Source organism: Empedobacter sp. EJD.6dd, from assembly GCF_057369435.1.
Map to the genome: position 1 here is coordinate 666,843 of NZ_CM170667.1, position 20,243 is coordinate 687,085.

Here is a 20,243-nt window from a genome sequence, read left to right on the forward strand (position 1 = left end):
ATTTTTTGAATTATGCAACCATCAATTTTATTAACGACTTTAAACGCAAAATACATTCATCTCAATTTAGCGATTCGTATTCTTTACGATTTGAACCATCATCATGGAAATATTTATTGGAAAGAATTTACGATTAAATCTGACTTTGATGATGTTGCAGAAAAATGCGCAAAATATGATGTTGTTTGTTTTAGTTGTTACATTTGGAATATAACGCAAACACTAGAGGTTTGTAAACGTATCAAGCAAGTTTCACCTGAAACTAAAATTTTATTGGGCGGACCAGAAGTGAGCTACGAATATGATGATGTAATTGCAAATGATTATATCGATTATATTATTGTAGGTGAAGGAGAAATACCTTTCGAAGAATTTGTTTCTAATTATCCAACAATAGAAAACGTACCAAATTTAGTTTATAAAAAAGAAAGCGAAGTTATTTTCAATGCACAAAATATTCAATTTGATATTAATCGATTAGAAGGTCGAAATCCTTATCAATACGATAATCCTGCGGATTTGGAAAAGAAGGTTTGTTACATCGAAACTTCTCGTGGATGTCCATATAAATGCGAGTTTTGTTTAGCTAGTTTAGACAATAAAATGCGTTATTTGCCAATGGAAACTATCAAAGAGAATTTGTTGTATTTGATGAAACATGGAAAAACGATTAAATTTTTGGACAGAACATTTAATATAAAACGTGATTTTACGATCGAATTATTTCAATTTATTTTGGATAATTATCGTGAAGGAAATGTTTTTCAATTTGAGATCACAGCCGACATTGTTCATCCAGATATCATAAAATTCATCAACGAAAAAGTTCCAAAAAATCTTTTCCGTTTCGAAATTGGTATTCAAACTGTTAATCAACAAAGTAACCGAGAAGTTTCGCGTAAGCAGAACTTTGAGAAAACATCCAATGTTATCAATCAATTAAAAGATCGAATTGAGATGCATTTAGATTTAATTGTTGGTTTGCCTTTAGAATATATTGATGATTTGAAATTTAGTTTCGAAGAAACATTCAAACTTTATCCACCTGAATTACAATTAGGATTTTTGAAGTTTTTGAAAGGTACGCCAGTTCGACAAAAATATGAGAATTATGGTTACCAATTTGATCCGCTTCCGCCCTATCAAATCATAAAAAGTAATTTTTTAAGTGAGCAAGATTTAGAAAATATTACGGCTTTAGAAAATGCTTTAGAAATTTACTGGAACAAACCGAGAACGCCAGAAGCATTAAAATATATCGCTCAAAAATATTCTATTTTCGACTTTTTAATGGGATTAGGTCAGTATTTTGAGCAACATCATTTATTTCACAAACATACATTGAATGATGTTTTTCAGACGATTTATGACTTTGCTAAAACGTTTTCTAACGATAAAATTATATTAGAATTAATCGCGATTGATTATTATATTTTCCATAAATCGAAACCAAAAGATTTATTTGAAATGGAACAAAAAATTGAAGACGATTTGAGAGAAATTGCTTCTCATCCGAAAAGTAAATTTGTTTCGATTCCGATTTCATTTAATTACCAAAATTGGAAAGAAAACTATCAAATTGAAGAAACTGAAGAAAATTGGTTGATTGAATTTGTAGGAACTTCACATAATATTATTCACTGCGAAGTTTTTGAATAAATAATAATAGTCCTTAATTATATAATTGAGGACTATTTATTTACAGTAATATTTTTTGATTTAAAATTTAAAAAGATAATTGGAAACGTAATTATTCCTATTAAAATAAAAATAATGTTATCAGTATTCATTTCTATTTTCTGTGATGTGAAATATATAAATACAAGAAATTCTAAAATTAGAAAAATTGAATTGAAAAAATATTTATAAAATAAATTCAATTTAAGCGAATAATATATTGGAATTGAAAATAATAAAAAACTTATAACTGGAAAAAATAATAAAATCCAAACGTAAAAAAATACATTTTCAAAACTTTTTAATTCATCAATTCTAAAAAAAGAATAATTTTGATTAATTATAGATATAATTAAATAAAACAGAAAATATTTTAATAGAAAATAAACACCAATTCTTTTGAATATTTTCATAAAGCATTCTTTATAATATTCCCATTAATTCTACTTCAAAAATCATGGTAGAATAAGGTCCTAATTCTTTTGATATTTCTCTGTCTTTGTAACCAATTTCTGGTTTTACAACAAATCTAAATTTACTTCCAACTGGCATTAATTGTACACCTTCAGCCCAGCCTTTGATCACATTTTCCAACGGAAAAGCAGCAGGTTTCTTACGTTGTACTGAACTATCAAAAACTTCTCCATTGATATTTGTTCCATGATAGTGACACAAAACTGTGTCTGATATAATTGGTTTTAGTCCTTCTCCTAATGTAATTACTTCGTATAATAATCCACTTTCGGTTTCAGTAACACCTTCTTTCAATTTGTACTCTTCGCGAAAAGCTAAACCTTCTGTTTTGTTCTTTTCAGCTAATTCTTGTTTGCGTTTTAATAATAATTCAGCTACTCCCATACCGCAAAGTTAAAAGGAATATTTTTAATATCAGTATATTAATCTTTTCTACAATTTGGTTTACTTTTATCAAAATAATCCAACTATATGAATAAAAAACTTTTATCATTTCTACTTACTATTTTTACAATACCTAACTTTGGACAAACTTTGGTAAAAGAAATTCCATTTCGTCTAACCAAATACAACAATATTCTTGTACCTGTAATCATAAATAAGCAAGACACTATAGAACTTATGCTACATACGGGAACAGATTACATCAATATTATCGAAGATTCATATAGAAAAATGAAATCTATTGTGGTTTCTGATACGATAAATGATGTCACTTCTTGGGCAGGATATTCAGATATGAAAATGAGTAAAAACAATTTGATTAGAATTGGGGGCCAAGAATTTAATCAAATTCCTATTTTTATTGATAAACAATCTGGACATGAAAGTGATGGAAAAATTGGATTGAAATTCTTCGAAGACAAGTATTTTGAGATCAATTTTGATCATAACAAAATATATATTTATGATGAAGCACCTACAAAACTTAAAATATATACTAAATTATCTTCTCGATATTCCGAACAAACATTATATATAAAAGCTTTTCCATTTATTGACAATAATCCGGTTGAAACAGAATTTATGATTCATACTGGTTTTTCTGGAGCGTTGATAATTTCGGATGATTTTGCAAAAGAAAATCGATTATTAGAAAAATTCACAATTACCGGAGAATCAAAATTGAGTGATGCAGCAGGAAATGTTATACTTTCAAAAAAAACTGTGCTTCCAATATTTGAAGTTGCAAAATCTACGTTTAAAAATGTACCCATGTCATTTTTTGATAGTACCATAAAAATTCAACACAAAAATATTATGGGGGGAGATATAATCAAACGTTTCAATATGATTCTCAAACCTGAAAAAAACATTTTATATGTCAGAAAAAGCAAACATTTTAATTCTGACTATTTTAAAATGTAATAAAATCCACTTCAAAATGAAGTGGATTTCTTATATAAACTATACTTGTATTTTATTTTGCTTTAAATTGATTTATCGCATTAATAGTAAACTCAGATAATACTAATTCTCCTGAAATTTTAGCACGCTCTATTAATAATTCGTCCCAATTTTCAGTTCCTTCCCAAGAAACACGTTTTAAATGTTTCATCGCTTCTGGATTTGAATTGGCTAATTTTTTTGCTAAAATATTAATACCTTCATCCATTTCTACTGCATTCGCATAAACTTCAGCGTATAATCCTTTTTCTTTTGCCCATTCAGCTGATTGAAATTCGGTTGCGTTAATCGCCATTTGTGTAAAAGCAGAAGTTCCTACTTTACGCTCCACAGCTGGTCCAACAACAAAAGGTCCTATACCAACTGCTAATTCAGAAAGTTTAACCGAAGCAAACTCTGTTGCAAACGTGTAATCTGCAGCTGAAGCAATACCAACTCCTCCACCAACAGCTTTACCTTGAATACGAGCTAAAACAAATTTTGGAACTTTACGAATTGCGTTAATCACGTGAGCAAATCCAGAGAAAAATTCTAAACCAGTTTCACGATCTTTAATCGAAATTAATTCGTCGAAAGATGCTCCTGCACAAAAAGTTCTGTCACCTGCACTTTTTAAAACAATGACTTTTACTTCGTCATCGTTTCCTAATTTTTCGATTTCAACAGCTAAATTTCTTAATTGAGAACCTGGCATTGAATTGCTTTGCGGATGAAAAAATTCAATTGTACCAATTCCGTTTTGTATATCTGATTTTACGTAAGCTTCCATTTTTAATTTGAAATTTTTTTAAATGTGGTAATGAGCAAATTTAACTAATAAATTATTCATTATATATTTAATTGTTTGAATCAAAACAATTAATCATTTGAGTTGCTTCTACAAGCTCAGCATGACAAATATTTCACGTAATTTTTCAATTTAAAAATGATTCTAAAATAAACTTAAAAATCATCTTCACATTAACAAATTACCACATTCTAACATTATATTAATCTTGATTTAATTTTTTAACCATTGTTAAGATTGTTGCAACGCCAACTGTTTCTCCAGTTTCGTCGTAAATATCAACTAACCAACGTACAATTCCTTTTGCAATATCATTTTCGTCTTTCTTTTCTTGAGAGATTTTTTCTTTACACGTAAAACGAACTCCGATTGTTGACCCTGGATAAACTGGCTTAACGAAACGACATTCATCTAAACCATAGTTTAATAAAACTGGTCCTTTTTTCGCTAATACAAATAATCCTGCAGCTTTAGATAATAAATAATATCCGTGAGCAACATTACGTTCGAAAATTGTTCCGTCTAGCGACGTTGCGTCAACGTGTGCATAAAAATTATCACCAGATAAAGCAGCAAAAGCATTAATATCTGATTGTTGAATGGTATGTTTCGCTGTTATTAATGTATCTCCTACTTGAATTTCTTCAAAATGTTTTGCGAAAGGATGTTTATCTTCTTCAATATAATCTGCACCGTATTGATATTGTTGTGTAACAGCAGTTAATTTATTTGGAGAACCTTGGATTGCTGTACGTTGCATGTAATGAAATACACCACGTTTTCCTCCCATTTCTTCTCCTCCACCTGCGCGTCCTGGTCCACCATGAACTAATAAAGGAAGTGGTGATCCATGACCTGTAGATTCTTTAATACATTCTGCATCTAAAATTACAATACGTCCGTGTAATGATCCTGCATTTAAAACAAATTCTGTAGCAATATCATTATCAGCAGTTACAATAGAACAAACTAATGAACCTTTCCCCATACGAACTAATTCTACCGCTTCTGCAGTTCCGTTGTAAGGAATAATTGTAGAAACTGGTCCAAAAGCTTCGATGTTATGTACATCAGTTTTATTGAATGGATCGTTGTTTAAAAATAAGATTGGAGAAATAAATGAACCTTTGTTTTTATCAGCACCTTTCACTTCAAAATTATCTAAGTTTCCAAAAATAATTTCTTGCGACTTTGCTAATTCTTCAACTTTTTCGCGTACTTCTTTCACTTGAGCTTCTCCTGCTAAAGCACCCATACGAACGCCTTCTACGTTCGGATCCCCGATTGTAGTTGTAGCTAATCGTTGTCCTAAAGCAATTTGAACATCTTCTACCAAATGCGCTGGAACTAATGCACGACGAACTGCAGTACATTTCTGACCTGCTTTAGTTGTCATTTCACGAGTTACTTCTTTGATAAAAATATCAAATTCTGGCGAACCAACTTGAACATCTTCTCCTAAAACACAAGCGTTTAAAGAATCTGCTTCTAAATTAAACGGAACACCTTCTGAAGTGATTCTTGCATGCGCTTTTAACATTTGTCCTGTTGAAGCAGAACCTGTAAATGTAACTACATCTTCGGATTCAACGTAATCTAAAATTCCGTTAGCAGAACCTGTAATTAATTGTAAAACTCCTTCTGGTAAAATACCAGATTCGATAATTGCACGAACTACAGTTTCTGTTAAGAATGATGTAATTGTAGCAGGTTTTACAATGGCAGGAACTCCCGCTAAAAAGTTAACTGCAATTTTTTCTAACATTCCCCAAACAGGAAAGTTGAATGCATTGATATGAATTGCAACGCCTCGTTTTGGTGTTAATATATGTGTTCCTAAAAATGTTCCGTTCTTAGAAAGTTTATGTGTTTCTCCTTCTACATAAAAAGGTTGATCTCCAAATTGACGACGTAAAGAAGCATTCGCAAATAAATTTCCGATTCCACCTTCAATATCAACCCAAGAATCTGCACGTGTTGCTCCAGTCGCCCAAGAAACAGTGTAGAATTCTTCTTTTCTTTCCATTAAGTACATTGCTAATTTCTTTAGCATTAACCCTCTTTCTTGAAAAGTCATTTTGCGTAATTTTGGTCCACCAACAGTACGCGCATAATCCATCATCGCACCGAAGTCTAATCCAGCTGATGATGCAGTAGCGATTTCGTCACCCGTAATCGCATTATATAACATTTGCCCTTCAGACGAACCTTTTGTCCATTGTCCTAAAGCATAATTTTCTAATTGATTAGCCATTATTATTTGTGTTTTTTATTTATTAGTTATGGGTATTGAGTTATAAGTAATGAGTTAAATTTAAAATTTTGATGAAATACTGAAACGAGTTCAGTACGACTTAGAACTTAATAATTATTACTCAAAACTTACTTGGTTTCGTTCCACGTTTTATAATTCGAAGCCATCGAATCATAATAATAATCTGGTACTTCTGTTAAAGCTTCGCAAGGTTTTAAACTCTCATGACAATCACTCGGTAATTGCATATATTGTTGTGTCCCTTGATCTTTCCATTCAATCATTTGATCAGAAACTTGTTTTACTATTTTAGCAGGATTACCAACGACAACACTTCTTGTAGGAATATGTGTATCAGCTTTTACAAAAGCTAAAGCTCCAACAATACATTCATCTTCTACAATTACATTATCCATCACTACAGCATTCATTCCAACCATACAATTTCTTCCAATTGTAGCACCATGAATAATTGCACCATGACCGATATGCGCTTTTTCCTTTAAATGAACTGTTGTTCCTGGAAACATATGAATAGTACAATTTTCTTGAACATTACAATTATCTTCAATAATAATTTGTCCCCAATCACCTCTTAAAGCACAACCTGGACCAATGTAGACATCTTTACCAATAATTACATTTCCAGTAACTACTGCTTGCGGATGTACAAATGCGGTTGGATGTACAACTGGTTTATATCCTTTAAATTCGTAAATCATAATTTATAGATTTGAGATAATAGTAGTGAAAAATTAGACAATGTTGTCATGTTGAACTTGTTTCAACATCGCATTTAATTAATGTAATTCTGAAATGAATTCAGAATGACAAAAAAGAAAGTCAAATATCTAATTTCTCAATACTAAAATCTATTTTATGCTCTTTCAATAATTACTGCATAACCTTGCCCTAAACCAATACACATTGTAACTAATGCATAACGTTTTCCTGTTGCTTGTAATTCGTAAGCCGCAGAGTTTAAGATACGAGATCCTGACATTCCTAATGGATGACCTAAAGCAATCGCACCTCCATTTGGATTAATACGAGAATCATTATCATCTAATCCTAAAGCGCGTGTACATGCTAATGCTTGTGCAGCAAATGCTTCGTTTAATTCGATTAGATCAATATCATTCATCGTTAAACCAGCTTTTCCTAAAGCAATTTTTGTTGCATTCACTGGTCCAATTCCCATAATACGAGGTTCTACTCCAGCAACTCCAGAACTTACAATACGAGCCATTGGTGTTAATCCAAAATCTTTAATCGCTTGTTCTGAAGCTAAAATATTAGCTGCAGCTCCATCATTCAAACCAGATGCATTTCCTGCAGTAACAGTTCCATCAGCTTTAAATGCAGGACGTAATTTTGATAAAATTTCTAAAGTTGTATCGTTTTTAGGAAATTCATCTGTATCAAAAATAATTGGATTTCCTTTTCGTTGAGGAATTTCTACCGCAACAATTTCTTTTGCTAAACGACCATTTGCTTGAGCGACAGCCGTTTTTTGTTGCGACCAAACAGCGAATAAATCTTGATCTTCACGAGAAATATTATCACGCTCAGCTAAATTTTCAGCTGTATTTCCCATTCTATCAACACCCCACATTTCTTTCATTTTTGGATTGATAAAACGCCAACCGAAAGTAGAATCATAAATCTTAGCATCACCTCCAAATGGAGAAGCAGATTTTGAAACCACCAAAGGTGCACGCGTCATCGACTCAACACCACCAGAAATCATTAATTGAGCATCACCAACTTGAATTGCACGTGAGGCAGCAATTGCAGCCGATAATCCAGAAGCACATAAACGATTTACTGTTTCTCCTGGAACTGTGTAAGGTAAACCAGATAATAAAGCGGACATACGAGCTATATTACGGTTATCCTCTCCTGCTTGATTTGCATTTCCTAAGATCACATCATAGAAAGCAGCAGGATCAATTGATGAATTTCTTTTTAATAATTCAGCAATAACTAAAGCTCCCATATCATCTGGACGAACTGCAGACAATCCTCCTTTTAATTTTCCGATTGGAGTTCTAACTCCATCAATAATATATGTTTGGTTCATTGTTTATATAGTTTTGAGTGTTGAGTTTTAAGTTTTGAGTTATTTCTCAGAACTCAAAACCCATAACTTATAACTTAATTTATTCTTCAATTAAAGGTTTACCTGTTCTAAAGCAAGTACCTTTAAATAAAGCAATTAACTCATCGTTTTGGTTAGTCACTTTGATATCGTAAATACCAGTTCGTTTAGTAGAAGAAACTTCTTGAGATTCTATTGTAAAAATATCTCCTTCTCGTCCAGCTTTCGTAAATGAAATATGAACATCTAAAGCAACAGAAATATTATTATACATATTACATGAAAATGCAAATGCAGAATCTGCCATCGAAAATGTAATTCCTCCATGTACAGTTCCAACTCCATTCATCATTTCTGGACGAATTTTGGCTTGTAATTTTGCATAACCTTCTTTTACTTCAATTACTTCTAAACCTAACCATTCGCTAAATTTATCGTGGTCAAGCATTCTATTTAATAACTTTTGTGATTCCATTTTTTTGATAAATTTTAGTAAAATGTTTTGTTATCTTTTACCATATTGCGAATAATTGGAGTCAAACGATAACGATCTTCGTGATAGTAATTATACAAATCATCTAAATCATTTTTAACGTTTTCTATTCCATATTCATCTGCCCATTTCAATAAACCTTTTGGATAATTAACTCCTTTCGTCATAGCAGTATCTAAATCTTCGCGACTTGCGATGTTTAAGAATAAAGCATCCGCAGCTTCGTTGATTAACATGACTAAAACACGTTTATAGATTTTTTCTAATAAAGCTTGATCTTGAGATGGTGATTTTTTCTCAGCACCTTCTGCATAATTGTAAAATCCTCTTCCTGATTTACGTCCGTAAAATCCTGCTTCGAATAAACGTTTTTGAGAAAAAGATGGTTTAAATCTTGGATCATAAAAGAACGACTCAAAAACAGATTCTGTTACACGATAATTAACATCATGACCAATAAAATCCATTAACTCAAATGGTCCCATACGAAAACCACCTAAAGAAGTCATTGCAAAATCTATTGTTTCGGCATCAGCAACACCTTCTTCTAAAATACGGATCGATTCGCTATAAAATGGACGAGCAACACGATTAACAATAAAACCTGGTGTATCTTTTGTGATAACAGGTAATTTACCAACAGATTGAATTAATTCTTTTACTTCTTCTGCTAAACCTTCTCTTGTTTGTACTGCTAGAATAATTTCTACTAATGCCATTAATGGTGCAGGATTAAAAAAGTGAATTCCAATAACACGTTCTGGTTTTGTACAAGCTGATGCGATTGATGCGATTGATAAAGAAGAAGTGTTTGAAGCAAGAATACAATTTTCTGAAACAATTTCTTCTACTTGTTTGAAAACAGATTTTTTAATATCTAAATTTTCAATAATTGCTTCAATCATTAAATCAATTGATGTAAAAGCATCTAAACTTAATGTATATTCAATATTTGCTTGAATTTCTTGTGCTTTTTCTGCAGTATATTTTTCCTTCGCAACTAATTTCTCAAAAGTCTTTGCTAAATTTTGTTTTGAACGATCTAAAGCTTCTTGATTTGTGTCATATAAAACAACTGGATGTCCTGATTGAGCAAAAACTTGCGCAATTCCAGATCCCATTGCTCCACCACCAATAATTCCTATTTTTTTCATTTCTTACTGTCCTTTGAAAACTGGATTTCTTTTCTCTAAAAATGCATCAACTCCTTCTTTATAATCTGAAGTGTTTCCTGATTTAGCTTGAAAAATTCCTTCTTGCGTTAATTGTTCTTCTATTGAATTTTGAAAAGATTGATTCAATAACTTCTTCGTATAAGCCAATCCTTTCGTAGGTAAATTTGCTAATTTATCAGCCAATTTTGCAACGTTTGCATCAAATTCATCATCTGCAAAATAATCGTAAATCATTCCGATTTCTTTTGCTTGAGACGCAGGAACTTTATCTGCTAACATCATTAATGCTGATGCTCTTTGAAATCCAATTAAACGAGGTAAAAAATATGTTCCTCCACAATCTGGGATTAAACCAATTTTAGAAAATGCTTGAATAAAGTTTACAGATTCTTTAGCCACAACAATATCACATGCTAATGCCAAGTTAGCTCCTGCTCCTGCAGCAACTCCATTAACAGCAGCAATAACTGGTTTTTCCATATTTCTAATTTTTAGAATTAATGGATTGTAGTTTTCTGTTACAATTTTATTGAAATCGATTTCCTCTTCTTCTAAAACTTCGCCTAAATCTTGACCAGCGCAGAATGCTTTTCCTGAAGCTGTTAAAACAACTGCACGTACAGAAACATCTTGTGCTGCAACATCCAAATGATGTTGAAGAGATTTAATCATTTCCTGATTAAAACTATTAAATACTGAAGGACGATTCAACGTAATCGTAGCAATTCCTCCCTCTTGTGTGTATAGGATTGATGTTGAATTTTCCATAATTTTTTAGTGATGACATTTAAAATAATCAAAAGGTTCGTGGCAACTATTACATTGATACATAGCTTTGCAGGCCGTTGAACCGAATTGACTGATAAGACGCGTATCGTGTGAACCACATTGTGGACATTCGATATTTTCTTCTTCCGAAAAAAGTGCATCTGTAGAAGAGCTTTTAACTGGAGGCGCAATTCCGTACGCTTTCATTTTTTGTTTCCCTTCTTCAGTCATCCAATCAGTTGTCCAAGGTGGACTTAACTGATTGATGACATTAATATTTTTAAATCCTTTTTCAATTAATTTTAAACGGATAGAAAGTGTAAAAGCACTTACAGCAGGACAACCTGAATAAGTTGGCGTAATTGTGATATTAACAGATTCTTGATCGATTAATTCTATTTTACGAACAACTCCAAGGTCGATAACACTAATCACAGGTATTTCTGGATCAGCGACTTCTTCCATAAACTGCCAAACTTCTTTTTCTGTTACCATTGAGAATTAGGATATGTTCTTTGTAGATATTGTAAATCAGATAATATAAATCCTAAATGTTCTGTATGAACACCTTCTTTTCCACCTTTTTGAGCAAAAGCATTTTCTACATCCGCAACAATTGTTGCTTCTTCTAAAACTTCATTAACCTTAGCCAACCAAGCAGCTTTAAATTCATTCGGATCAGAAATTAATCCTTCAGCTATTAATGCTTTTTGATAATCAGATAAAATAAATGCTTCTTTTACATAAGGTAAAATATCGTTTACAGCTTGCTGAATTTTATCGTGAGATTCTTGTGTTCCATCTCCTAAACGAATCATCCATTCAGACGACCATTTTAAGTGATATTTTACCTCTTTAAGCGATTTTTCAGCAATAGCTTGTAATTTAAGATCTTTTACTTTCAAGAATTGTTCTAACAATAACGCGTGGTAAGAATCGTAGAAAAACTGACGTGCAACTGTGTTACCAAAATGACCGTTTGGAAGCTCTACCATTAATAAGTTTTTATATTCACGTTCTTCGCGTAACATTGCTAATGTATCTTCTGTTGCTCCATTTCCAATCATTTCTGCAGCATAATCATAATAATTAGAAGTTTGACCTAATAAATCTAATGCCATATTAGACATTGCGATGTCTTGTTCTAAAATTGGACCATGTCCACATAATTCGCATAAACGTTGCGCCAAAATTAGATTTGTATCTGCTAAATGCAAGATAAAATCGATGTAATTTTGATTGTTTTGATAAACTGTGCTTGTCATAAATTACATATTTTTGATTTCTTCTGGAACATCGTAAAAAGTTGGATGACGATAAACTTTATCTTCAGCAGGATCAAAAAATTGTTCTGCTTCATCAGGATTTGATGCATGAATATTTACAGATTCTACAACCCAAATACTTACACCTTCTAAACGACGCGTATAAACATCACGTGCATTTTCTAATGCCATTGTAGCATCTGCAGCATGTAAGCTTCCTACGTGTTTGTGATCTAATCCTTGTTTACTTCTAATAAATACTTCCCATAAAGGCCAATCTCTATTTTCCATCTTTTTATGCGTTTTTGCGTTGTTCGTTTTCTAATTGTCTTTGTTTTCTTTTCTCGTGGTATGCCGTTGCAGCATCTCTTACCCACGCTCCGTTTTCGTGAGCAGCACGACGAGCATCTAAACGTTCTTTATTACATTTCCCGTTTCCTTTCACCACATTCCAGAATTCTTCCCAATCGATTTCTCCGAATTCGTAGTGACCTGTTTCTTCATTAAATTTAAGATCTGGATCTGGAATTGTTAATCCTAAATATTCGGCTTGAGGAATCGAAATATCCACGAAACGTTGACGTAATTCGTCATTCGAGAAACGTTTGATTCTCCATTTCATTGATAATTCTGAATTAGATGATTCTTCATCTTTTGGTCCAAACATCATTAATGTTGGCCACCACCAACGATTCATTGCATCTTGCAACATCGCTTTTTGTTCTGGTGTTCCTTTTGATAAAACCACTAATGCTTCGTAACCTTGTCTTTGGTGGAAAGATTCTTCCTTACAAACACGAACCATTGCACGAGCATAAGGTCCATAAGAAGTTCTACATAATGGAACTTGATTCAAAATGGCTGCTCCATCTACCAACCAACCAATCATTCCGATATCTGCCCAAGTAAGTGTTGGATAGTTGAAGATTGACGAATATTTTGCTTTACCTGAATGTAAATCGTTTAATGTTTGAATACGTGTAACGCCTAATGTTTCGGCAGCACAGTATAAATATAATCCATGACCAGCTTCGTCTTGAACTTTCGCTAATAAGATTTTCTTTCTATTTAACGAAGGCGCTCTTGTTATCCAGTTTGCTTCTGGTAACATCCCAACAATTTCTGAGTGAGCATGTTGAGAGATTTGTCTGATTAATGTTTTGCGGTATGCGTCTGGCATCCAATCTTTTGGTTCGATACGAACTTCGTTTTCAATCTTTTGATCAAAGACTTCTTGAAAATCAATTTCTTTTGCACTCATTTTAAAAAGTTTTTAAAGTTGATTATTTGGCATCAAAATCTACCACGACTTCAGCAGAACGAGGATGCGCTTGACACGCTAATACAAAACCTCTTTCTAATTCATCTGGCTCAAGTGAGTAGTTGATGTCCATTTCTACTTCACCCTTTTCCACTTTACACTTACAAGTCGCACAAACACCACCTTTACAAGCGTAAGGTAAATCGGCACCGTTTTGCAAAGCCGCATCTAAGATTGTGTCGCCGTTGTAACCCAAATCAATTTGTAAAGCAGTTGCATCTAATTTGATGGTTACTTTACTCATTGTATCATCCGATTGTTTTACGGCTTTTTGACGTTCAACCTTTTTCGCTTCTGCAGATGCACTATAGAATAATTCGAAATGCAAATGTTTTGCATCCACTCCAGCTTCTACAAAAGCATCGCGACCGCTTAAGATCATTTCTTCGGGACCACAAAGGAAAACTTCGCTTACATCTTCTGGATTGATGATATGTTGTAAAAAATATTCAATTTTTTCTTTATCAATTCGTCCACTCAAAATCTCCGCATCAGCCGTTTCGCGACTCAAAATATTGTACACACTAAAACGTTGCATGTATTTATTTTTTAATGCTTCAATTTCTTCTTTGAAAATGATCGACCCTTTGTTTCTATTCCCGTACAATAGCACAAATTGGCTATTTGGTTCAGTTTTCAGAACTGTTTTGATGATTGAAAGTACTGGTGTAATTCCAGATCCCGCTACAATTCCTACATATAATTTTTTATTCTCTTCGTGTAATTCTGTAAAGAAATTTCCTTGTGGAGTCATCACATCAAGAATGTCACCAACTTTTACTTGGTCATTCATAAATGTTGAAAAAATACCATCTTCAATTTTCTTTACTGCAACTCTCAATTCATTGTCCAAAGGACTTGAACAAATTGAATAAGACCGTCTGATTTCTTCGTTATTATGAAGATTCTTGAACGTTAAATATTGACCATGTTTATACTTAAATTCTTGATTTAAATCTTCTGGCACTTCAAAAGTAACAGACACACAATTTGGTGTTTCTTTTTTTACTTTTTTAACGCGTAGTTTATGAAAATTTATTGCCATATTATTTTTGAAATCCGTTAATTAATAATGTCATCAAGTCGTTTTCTAATTGTACTGGCGATATATCTCGCCCTGGTTTGTACCATAATTCTATCCAACGTAATGATGATAATAAAGTAAACAAAGCTACTGATACATTAAGATTTTTGAATTCGCCTGATGCTATTCCAGCTTTGATTAAATTTGCAATTCTTTTTTCGTACCCTTTTCTGATTGTTTTGTATAACTCTTTTTTGGTATCCGATAAATTTTTCCAATCGTTGTTGGCAACAGAAACTTCATTTGGTTCATCAATAATCATTCGAACGTGAAGTTGAATCAAATCTCTTAATTTCTGAACATTTGATTCATTTGTGTCTTCAATCGAACTAATATGCGAAACATATTGATTGGCAACTTTGAAACAAATTTCTTCTAAAATTTCATCTTTCGAACGAATATGATTGTACAAACTTGCGGCTTCCATTCCAACTTTTTCAGCCAATTCGCGCATCGACGTTGCTGAATAACCTTTTTGTTTAAAGATTAATGCAGCTTCTTGTATAATCAGTTCTCTTTTACTCTGTTTAGGCATATAGTTTTTATAAATGTCTATTATCGATAATTCGGTTTAATTTCCCTCCTTCGCTTTTTGGAAGTTCATTTGCTTGAAATAATTTGACATTCATTCCTAATCCAATGTTATCTCTTATTTTTTTGTGAATATTAGAGATTAATTTACAACATTCAAGATTAGTTTCCTCATTCAAATCCTCGCAAGCTATACCTTTTGTCGCAAAATACTCAGGATTTATTTCAAATCCAACTTCTACAACATCCATATTTTTAGGTTTCGTTAAAACCACTTGATAATTAGGTGATAATTGAGGAAATTCTGGAATAAAATCAGCAATTTGCGTATGGAAAAAATTAACTCCTCGAATAATCATCATATCATCTGCACGACCAATAATAGGCCCCATTTTAATATGCGTTCTTTTCTTAGAATGCTCATACGTCAATGTTGTAATATCTCCTGTCCAATAACGTACCAAAGGCAAAGCCTCTTTTGTAAGCGTTGTAATAACCAAAACACCTGGCTGTCCGTAAGGAACTGGCTCACCTGTTTTTTCGTCTACGATTTCTGGAAAGAAATGATCTTCCCAAATATAAGAACCTGTTCCTTGCTCTTCGAAATCTTCGTTTGAAACACCTGGACCAATAATTTCACTTAATCCATAAATATTAGAAGCTTTGATATTTAAACTTGTTTCTACTTCTTGACGTAAAGCTTCTGACCAAGGTTCTGAACCTAAGATAGCAAACTTCAAATTGAAATTATCTAATGAATCACCTCTTTTCTTAATTTCTTCGGCAACTGTTAATGCGTAAGATGGTGTTGCACAAATTGCATCTGCCTGAAAATCTTTTAACAACATGATTTGTTTTTCGGTGTTACCTCCAGAAATCGGCACAACTGTCATTCCTAATTTTTCAGCTCCATAATGCAATCCTAAACCACCTGTAAATAAACCATAACCATATGCATTTTGTAATGTCATGCCTGGTTCACAACCTGATGCAGCTAAAGATCTTGCCACCACTTCCGAAAACAATTCGATATCATTCTTTGTATACCCTACTACAGTTGGCTTTCCTGTAGTTCCACTTGAACAATGCAAACGTATAACATTTGACTTAGGCTCTGCAAATAATCCAAAAGGATAGTTTTCTCTTAAATGGTTTTTTTTAGTAAATGGTAATTTATGTAAATCTTCAACGCCTTTAACATCTTCTGGCTTTATACCAGCTTTATCAAAAGCTTCTTTATAAAAAGGTACTTTATCGTACACTTTTTTTAACATAGTTTGAAGTCTCTCGTTCTGAAGAACACGCAATTTTTCAATTGGCATTTGTTCTATCTCAGGATTAAATATCATAATTTTTGCAGATTTTGATTTTTGATAATAACAAATTTAATCAAAAAAAATAAAAAAACTAACGTTTGTTAGTTTTTTTAGTGTAAAAAATACAATTGTTTATAAATTATCTGTTTTTAATAATTTAAAACATTATTTATCAGTACACTTAACTTTTCTGCATTGGGTAACATTTCTGCTTCTAAAACTGAATTTAAAGGTATTGCTGGCATATCTTCTGCACCTAAAACACGTATTGGCGCATCTAAATATTCAAAACATTCTTCATTAATTAAGCCTGCAATACTCTGTGCAAAAGAACTTCGCTTCGCTTCTTCTGTCAAAACAATACAACGGTTGTGTTTTTTTACACTATTAAAAATTGCTTCTTCATCTAACGGAACTAATGTTCGTAAATCTATTATTTCTACTTGATTAGGAAAATCCTTCGCTGCTTGTTTTGCCCAATATACTCCCATTCCATAGGTAATAATCGAAACAGAATTATGATTTTGAGAAGATTCTACAATTAAAACTTCTCGCGCTTTTCCAAAGGGTAATACATAATCTTCATCTGGCTCAACAGTAGCTGCATCTTCAGTTCCTTTTATTTTACTCCAATACAAGCCTTTGTGTTCTAACATCACAACCGGATTCGGATCATAATATGCAGCTTTCATCAAACCTTTAAGATCAGCACCCGTAGAAGGATAAGCGATTTTGATTCCTTTTATATTTGTCAAAACACTTTCTACCGAACTTGAATGATAAGGTCCTCCACTTCCATAAGCGCCAATTGGCACACGTAAAACCATAGAAACAGGCCATTTACCATTCGATAAATAATTAGAACGCGCTACTTCTGTAAATAACTGATTAAGGCCAGGCCAGATATAATCTGCAAATTGAACTTCCACAATCGGCTTTAAACCTACAGCAGACATTCCAACTGTTGATCCTATGATAAAAGCTTCTTGAATTGGTGTATTAAATACACGATTTTTTCCATATTGTTTTGCTAAAGTTGCAGCTTCACGAAAAACACCTCCCAAACGTAAACCAACATCTTGTCCATATAATAAAGATTCTGGATGTTTTGCCATCAATTCGCGAATTGCAAAAAGAGCAGAATCTACCATCACTGTTTTTTCTTTACCTTCTGGTGAACGATTTCCTTTCTCTTCAGTAATCGGAGTTGGCGCAAAAACGTGTGTATATAAATCTTCAGGACGAGGATCTTCTGCTTTTAAAGCTTCTTGATATTCAGTCTGAACTTGTTCTTTAATATTATTTTCAATTTCAATTAACTCTTCTTTCTCGAAACCTTCATTTAATAACGTATTTCTTAATTTATCGTAAGGATCTCTCTCTTGGGCTTCTTGTAAATCATCTCGGTACCATTCTTTACGAACTCCAGATGTATGATGATTTAACAAAGGAACTTTGGCATGAACTAAAATTGGACGACGTTCTGTACGAATAATTTCAATTGCTCGTTGAATCGTTTCATACGAAGCAGAAAAATCAGTTCCATCTACTACAAAAACCTCTAAACCATTGAAACCTTTCGCATAATGCGCAATATCTTGTGCACGAATTTCGTCTGCCGAAGCAGAGATATCCCATTCGTTATCTTGAACTAAATATAAAATTGGCAATTGTTTTAAAGCAGCCATTTGAAAAGCCTCTGCCACTTCACCTTCTGTACAAGATGCATCACCTAAGGAACAAACAGCAATTGGTTTCACCTCTTCTTTACAAAGCCCTTCTAATTCTTTGTACTGCATTCCCATTGCAATTCCAGTTGTCGGAATCGCTTGCATTCCTGTCGCACTACTTTGATGTGGAATTTTCGGCATATTATCACGACGCAAACTTGGATGCGAATAATAAGTTCTACCTCCAGAAAACACATCATCTCGTTTCGCTAATAATTGCAACATCAATTCGTAAGGTGTAATTCCGATTGATAACAACATTGCATCATCGCGGTAATAAGCACTCAAATAATCTTGAGGCAATAATTGTAATCCTGTCGCAATTTGTATCGCTTCGTGTCCACGAGAAGTTGCGTGAACATATTTACTTGTTACAGCTTTATTTTCTTCGTATAATTCAGTTAACGCTTTTGCCGTAACCAATAATTCGTATGCTTTTTTTAATAAAGTTGTTGTTGATATAGTGGTTTCCATTCTGATTAAATTTGTGTATTAACATCCCAATTCTCCATATAATCTGAAATTCGTTTCAAGAAAACGCCTCCCAGAGATCCGTCTATCACACGATGATCAAACGAAAGTGACAAATACATAAATTGTCTCGCTACAATAATATCACCAAATTCTGTTTCCAAAACCGCAGGTTTTTTCTTGATAACACCAGTTGCTAAAATCGCTACTTCGGGTTGATTGATAATTGGCGTTCCCATCAAATTTCCAAACGTTCCAACATTACTAATCGTAAATGTTCCACCTCTTACATCATCTGGCGAAAGTTTATTCGTACGTGCCTTCTCAACAATAGAATTTACATTTTTTGCTAATCCTTCTAAATTCAATTCATTGGCTTGATGAATCACAGGGACAATCAAATTATTATTTGGTAAAGCTGTAGCAATTCCAATGTTTATTTCATTGTGTTTGATTATTTTAGTCTCAGTTTCATCAACTGATACATTAATCATTGGAAAATCTTTTATTGCGCGTACAACACAATCAACTATCAACGGCGTAAACGTTAATTTTTGCTTGTATTTTGCTTCAAAAGCTGCTTTATTTTCTTCACGCCATTTTACAAAATTCGTCACATCAGGTTCTACATAAGCAGTCACATGAGGCGAAGTTTGTTTACTTTTTTTCATGTGTTTCAAAATCAGTTGACGCATTTTATCCATCTCAATAATTTCATCTTTAGCACCAAAAGAAGAACTTGATATTATATTATTTTGACTTAAAGTATTACTTGAACTATTTTCTGTAAGAGGTTTATTTTTAATGTAATTTAAAACATCATTTTTAGAAATTCTACCATCTCTACCCGAACCTTTTATTTGAGAAACATCAGTAGATTTCAAGTTTTCCTTCTTTATAATACTTTTTACCAAAGGCGATAAAAATTGATTTGAATTGTTAGAATTAACCGATTGTGAAGTTGAAATAGATTGAATTGTTTTTTCTTCAATTCTTTCATTTTTTTCGATTGAATGTTGTTGATCTTCTGAAGGTTCTATAATTGCAAAAACTTCACCGATTTTAATCTCATCTCCTTCATTAAATCTAAACTCAATAATTTTCCCAGCTTTAGTCGAAGGTACATCTGAATCTACCTTATCCGTTGAAACTTCAGCGATCACTTCATCTTCTTGAATGAAATCGCCAACTTTTTTAGTAAAACGAACAAGCTGTACAGATTCTACACTTTCGCCTAATTTAGGAATCGTAAGTTCTATATTCTTCATTTTATTTGTTTGCAGTTTGATGCGTTGAAGATAATGATTTTTTATAAAAACTAATGAATGTTAGTTAAAATAATCATTAGTTTTATGTAAATTAATTAAACAATGGAAGATATTTTTGTTG

19 protein-coding genes are annotated in these 20,243 nt (G+C 32.6%); 2 read left to right on the top strand and 17 right to left on the bottom strand.

Annotated elements, in window-relative coordinates; genetic code table 11:
- Positions 1-12 precede the first annotated feature (12 nt).
- Positions 13-1,659: a B12-binding domain-containing radical SAM protein gene (locus AC2I98_RS03135; protein WP_486413177.1), complete on the top strand. Its 1,647-nt coding sequence runs from the start codon at positions 13-15 to the stop codon at positions 1,657-1,659.
- A 441-nt stretch (positions 1,660-2,100) separates the two neighbouring features.
- On the opposite strand, the gene AC2I98_RS03140 is transcribed toward AC2I98_RS03135, so the two are convergent.
- A complete protein-coding gene (locus AC2I98_RS03140; RefSeq protein WP_486413178.1) occupies positions 2,101-2,535 on the bottom strand; it encodes an FKBP-type peptidyl-prolyl cis-trans isomerase in 435 nt (144 codons plus the stop codon).
- Between the two features lie 87 nt (positions 2,536-2,622).
- On the opposite strand from AC2I98_RS03140, the gene AC2I98_RS03145 reads away from it, so the two are divergent.
- Positions 2,623-3,519, top strand: coding sequence for a hypothetical protein (locus AC2I98_RS03145; protein ID WP_486413179.1), 897 nt, complete (start codon positions 2,623-2,625; stop codon positions 3,517-3,519).
- A 52-nt stretch (positions 3,520-3,571) separates the two neighbouring features.
- On the opposite strand, the gene AC2I98_RS03150 is transcribed toward AC2I98_RS03145, so the two are convergent.
- The 16 genes from AC2I98_RS03150 to AC2I98_RS03225 all read right to left on the bottom strand — a co-directional run bounded on the left by AC2I98_RS03150 (position 3,572) and on the right by AC2I98_RS03225 (position 20,122).
- Positions 3,572-4,327 carry an enoyl-CoA hydratase/isomerase family protein gene (locus AC2I98_RS03150; protein ID WP_486413180.1) on the bottom strand — a complete coding sequence of 252 codons (756 nt, stop codon included), beginning with the start codon at positions 4,325-4,327 and terminating at the stop codon, positions 3,572-3,574.
- Between the two features lie 220 nt (positions 4,328-4,547).
- Positions 4,548-6,599: a phenylacetic acid degradation bifunctional protein PaaZ gene (gene paaZ / locus AC2I98_RS03155; RefSeq protein WP_486413181.1), complete on the bottom strand. Its 2,052-nt coding sequence runs from the start codon at positions 6,597-6,599 to the stop codon at positions 4,548-4,550.
- Between the two features lie 128 nt (positions 6,600-6,727).
- Positions 6,728-7,321 (bottom strand): acyltransferase, encoded by a 594-nt coding sequence (locus AC2I98_RS03160; RefSeq protein WP_486413182.1) that lies wholly within the window; start codon positions 7,319-7,321, stop codon positions 6,728-6,730.
- Between the two features lie 155 nt (positions 7,322-7,476).
- The gene (gene pcaF / locus AC2I98_RS03165) at positions 7,477-8,682 is read right to left on the bottom strand and encodes a 3-oxoadipyl-CoA thiolase (RefSeq protein ID WP_486413183.1); all 1,206 of its coding nucleotides are present in this window, start codon (positions 8,680-8,682) and stop codon (positions 7,477-7,479) included.
- Between the two features lie 79 nt (positions 8,683-8,761).
- Entirely contained in the window at positions 8,762-9,175 is a 414-nt protein-coding gene (gene paaI / locus AC2I98_RS03170) for a hydroxyphenylacetyl-CoA thioesterase PaaI (RefSeq protein WP_486413184.1), read from the bottom strand.
- Between the two features lie 14 nt (positions 9,176-9,189).
- The gene (locus AC2I98_RS03175; protein ID WP_486413185.1) at positions 9,190-10,347 is read right to left on the bottom strand and encodes a 3-hydroxyacyl-CoA dehydrogenase NAD-binding domain-containing protein; all 1,158 of its coding nucleotides are present in this window, start codon (positions 10,345-10,347) and stop codon (positions 9,190-9,192) included.
- A gap of 3 nt (positions 10,348-10,350) precedes the next feature.
- Complete coding sequence (locus AC2I98_RS03180; RefSeq protein ID WP_486413186.1) at positions 10,351-11,136, bottom strand: enoyl-CoA hydratase-related protein; 786 nt, start codon at positions 11,134-11,136, stop codon at positions 10,351-10,353.
- A 6-nt stretch (positions 11,137-11,142) separates the two neighbouring features.
- Entirely contained in the window at positions 11,143-11,631 is a 489-nt protein-coding gene (gene paaD / locus AC2I98_RS03185; protein WP_486413187.1) for a 1,2-phenylacetyl-CoA epoxidase subunit PaaD, read from the bottom strand.
- Positions 11,625-12,401 carry a 1,2-phenylacetyl-CoA epoxidase subunit PaaC gene (gene paaC / locus AC2I98_RS03190; protein WP_486413188.1) on the bottom strand — a complete coding sequence of 259 codons (777 nt, stop codon included), beginning with the start codon at positions 12,399-12,401 and terminating at the stop codon, positions 11,625-11,627. Before paaC ends, paaD begins: the two co-directional genes overlap by 7 nt.
- Positions 12,402-12,404: 3 nt before the next feature.
- Entirely contained in the window at positions 12,405-12,692 is a 288-nt protein-coding gene (gene paaB / locus AC2I98_RS03195; RefSeq protein ID WP_019974026.1) for a 1,2-phenylacetyl-CoA epoxidase subunit PaaB, read from the bottom strand.
- Between the two features lie 4 nt (positions 12,693-12,696).
- A complete protein-coding gene (gene paaA / locus AC2I98_RS03200) occupies positions 12,697-13,662 on the bottom strand; it encodes a 1,2-phenylacetyl-CoA epoxidase subunit PaaA (protein ID WP_486413189.1) in 966 nt (321 codons plus the stop codon).
- A gap of 22 nt (positions 13,663-13,684) precedes the next feature.
- A complete protein-coding gene (paaE, locus tag AC2I98_RS03205) occupies positions 13,685-14,767 on the bottom strand; it encodes a 1,2-phenylacetyl-CoA epoxidase subunit PaaE (protein WP_486413190.1) in 1,083 nt (360 codons plus the stop codon).
- Position 14,768: 1 nt separating this feature from the next.
- The gene (locus AC2I98_RS03210; RefSeq protein WP_486413191.1) at positions 14,769-15,341 is read right to left on the bottom strand and encodes a TetR/AcrR family transcriptional regulator; all 573 of its coding nucleotides are present in this window, start codon (positions 15,339-15,341) and stop codon (positions 14,769-14,771) included.
- Between the two features lie 7 nt (positions 15,342-15,348).
- Positions 15,349-16,686, bottom strand: coding sequence for a phenylacetate--CoA ligase family protein (locus AC2I98_RS03215; protein ID WP_486413192.1), 1,338 nt, complete (start codon positions 16,684-16,686; stop codon positions 15,349-15,351).
- A gap of 116 nt (positions 16,687-16,802) precedes the next feature.
- Entirely contained in the window at positions 16,803-18,857 is a 2,055-nt protein-coding gene (locus tag AC2I98_RS03220; RefSeq protein ID WP_486413193.1) for an alpha-ketoacid dehydrogenase subunit alpha/beta, read from the bottom strand.
- Positions 18,858-18,862: 5 nt separating this feature from the next.
- Complete coding sequence (locus AC2I98_RS03225) at positions 18,863-20,122, bottom strand: dihydrolipoamide acetyltransferase family protein (protein ID WP_486413194.1); 1,260 nt, start codon at positions 20,120-20,122, stop codon at positions 18,863-18,865.
- Positions 20,123-20,243: the final 121 nt, after the last annotated feature.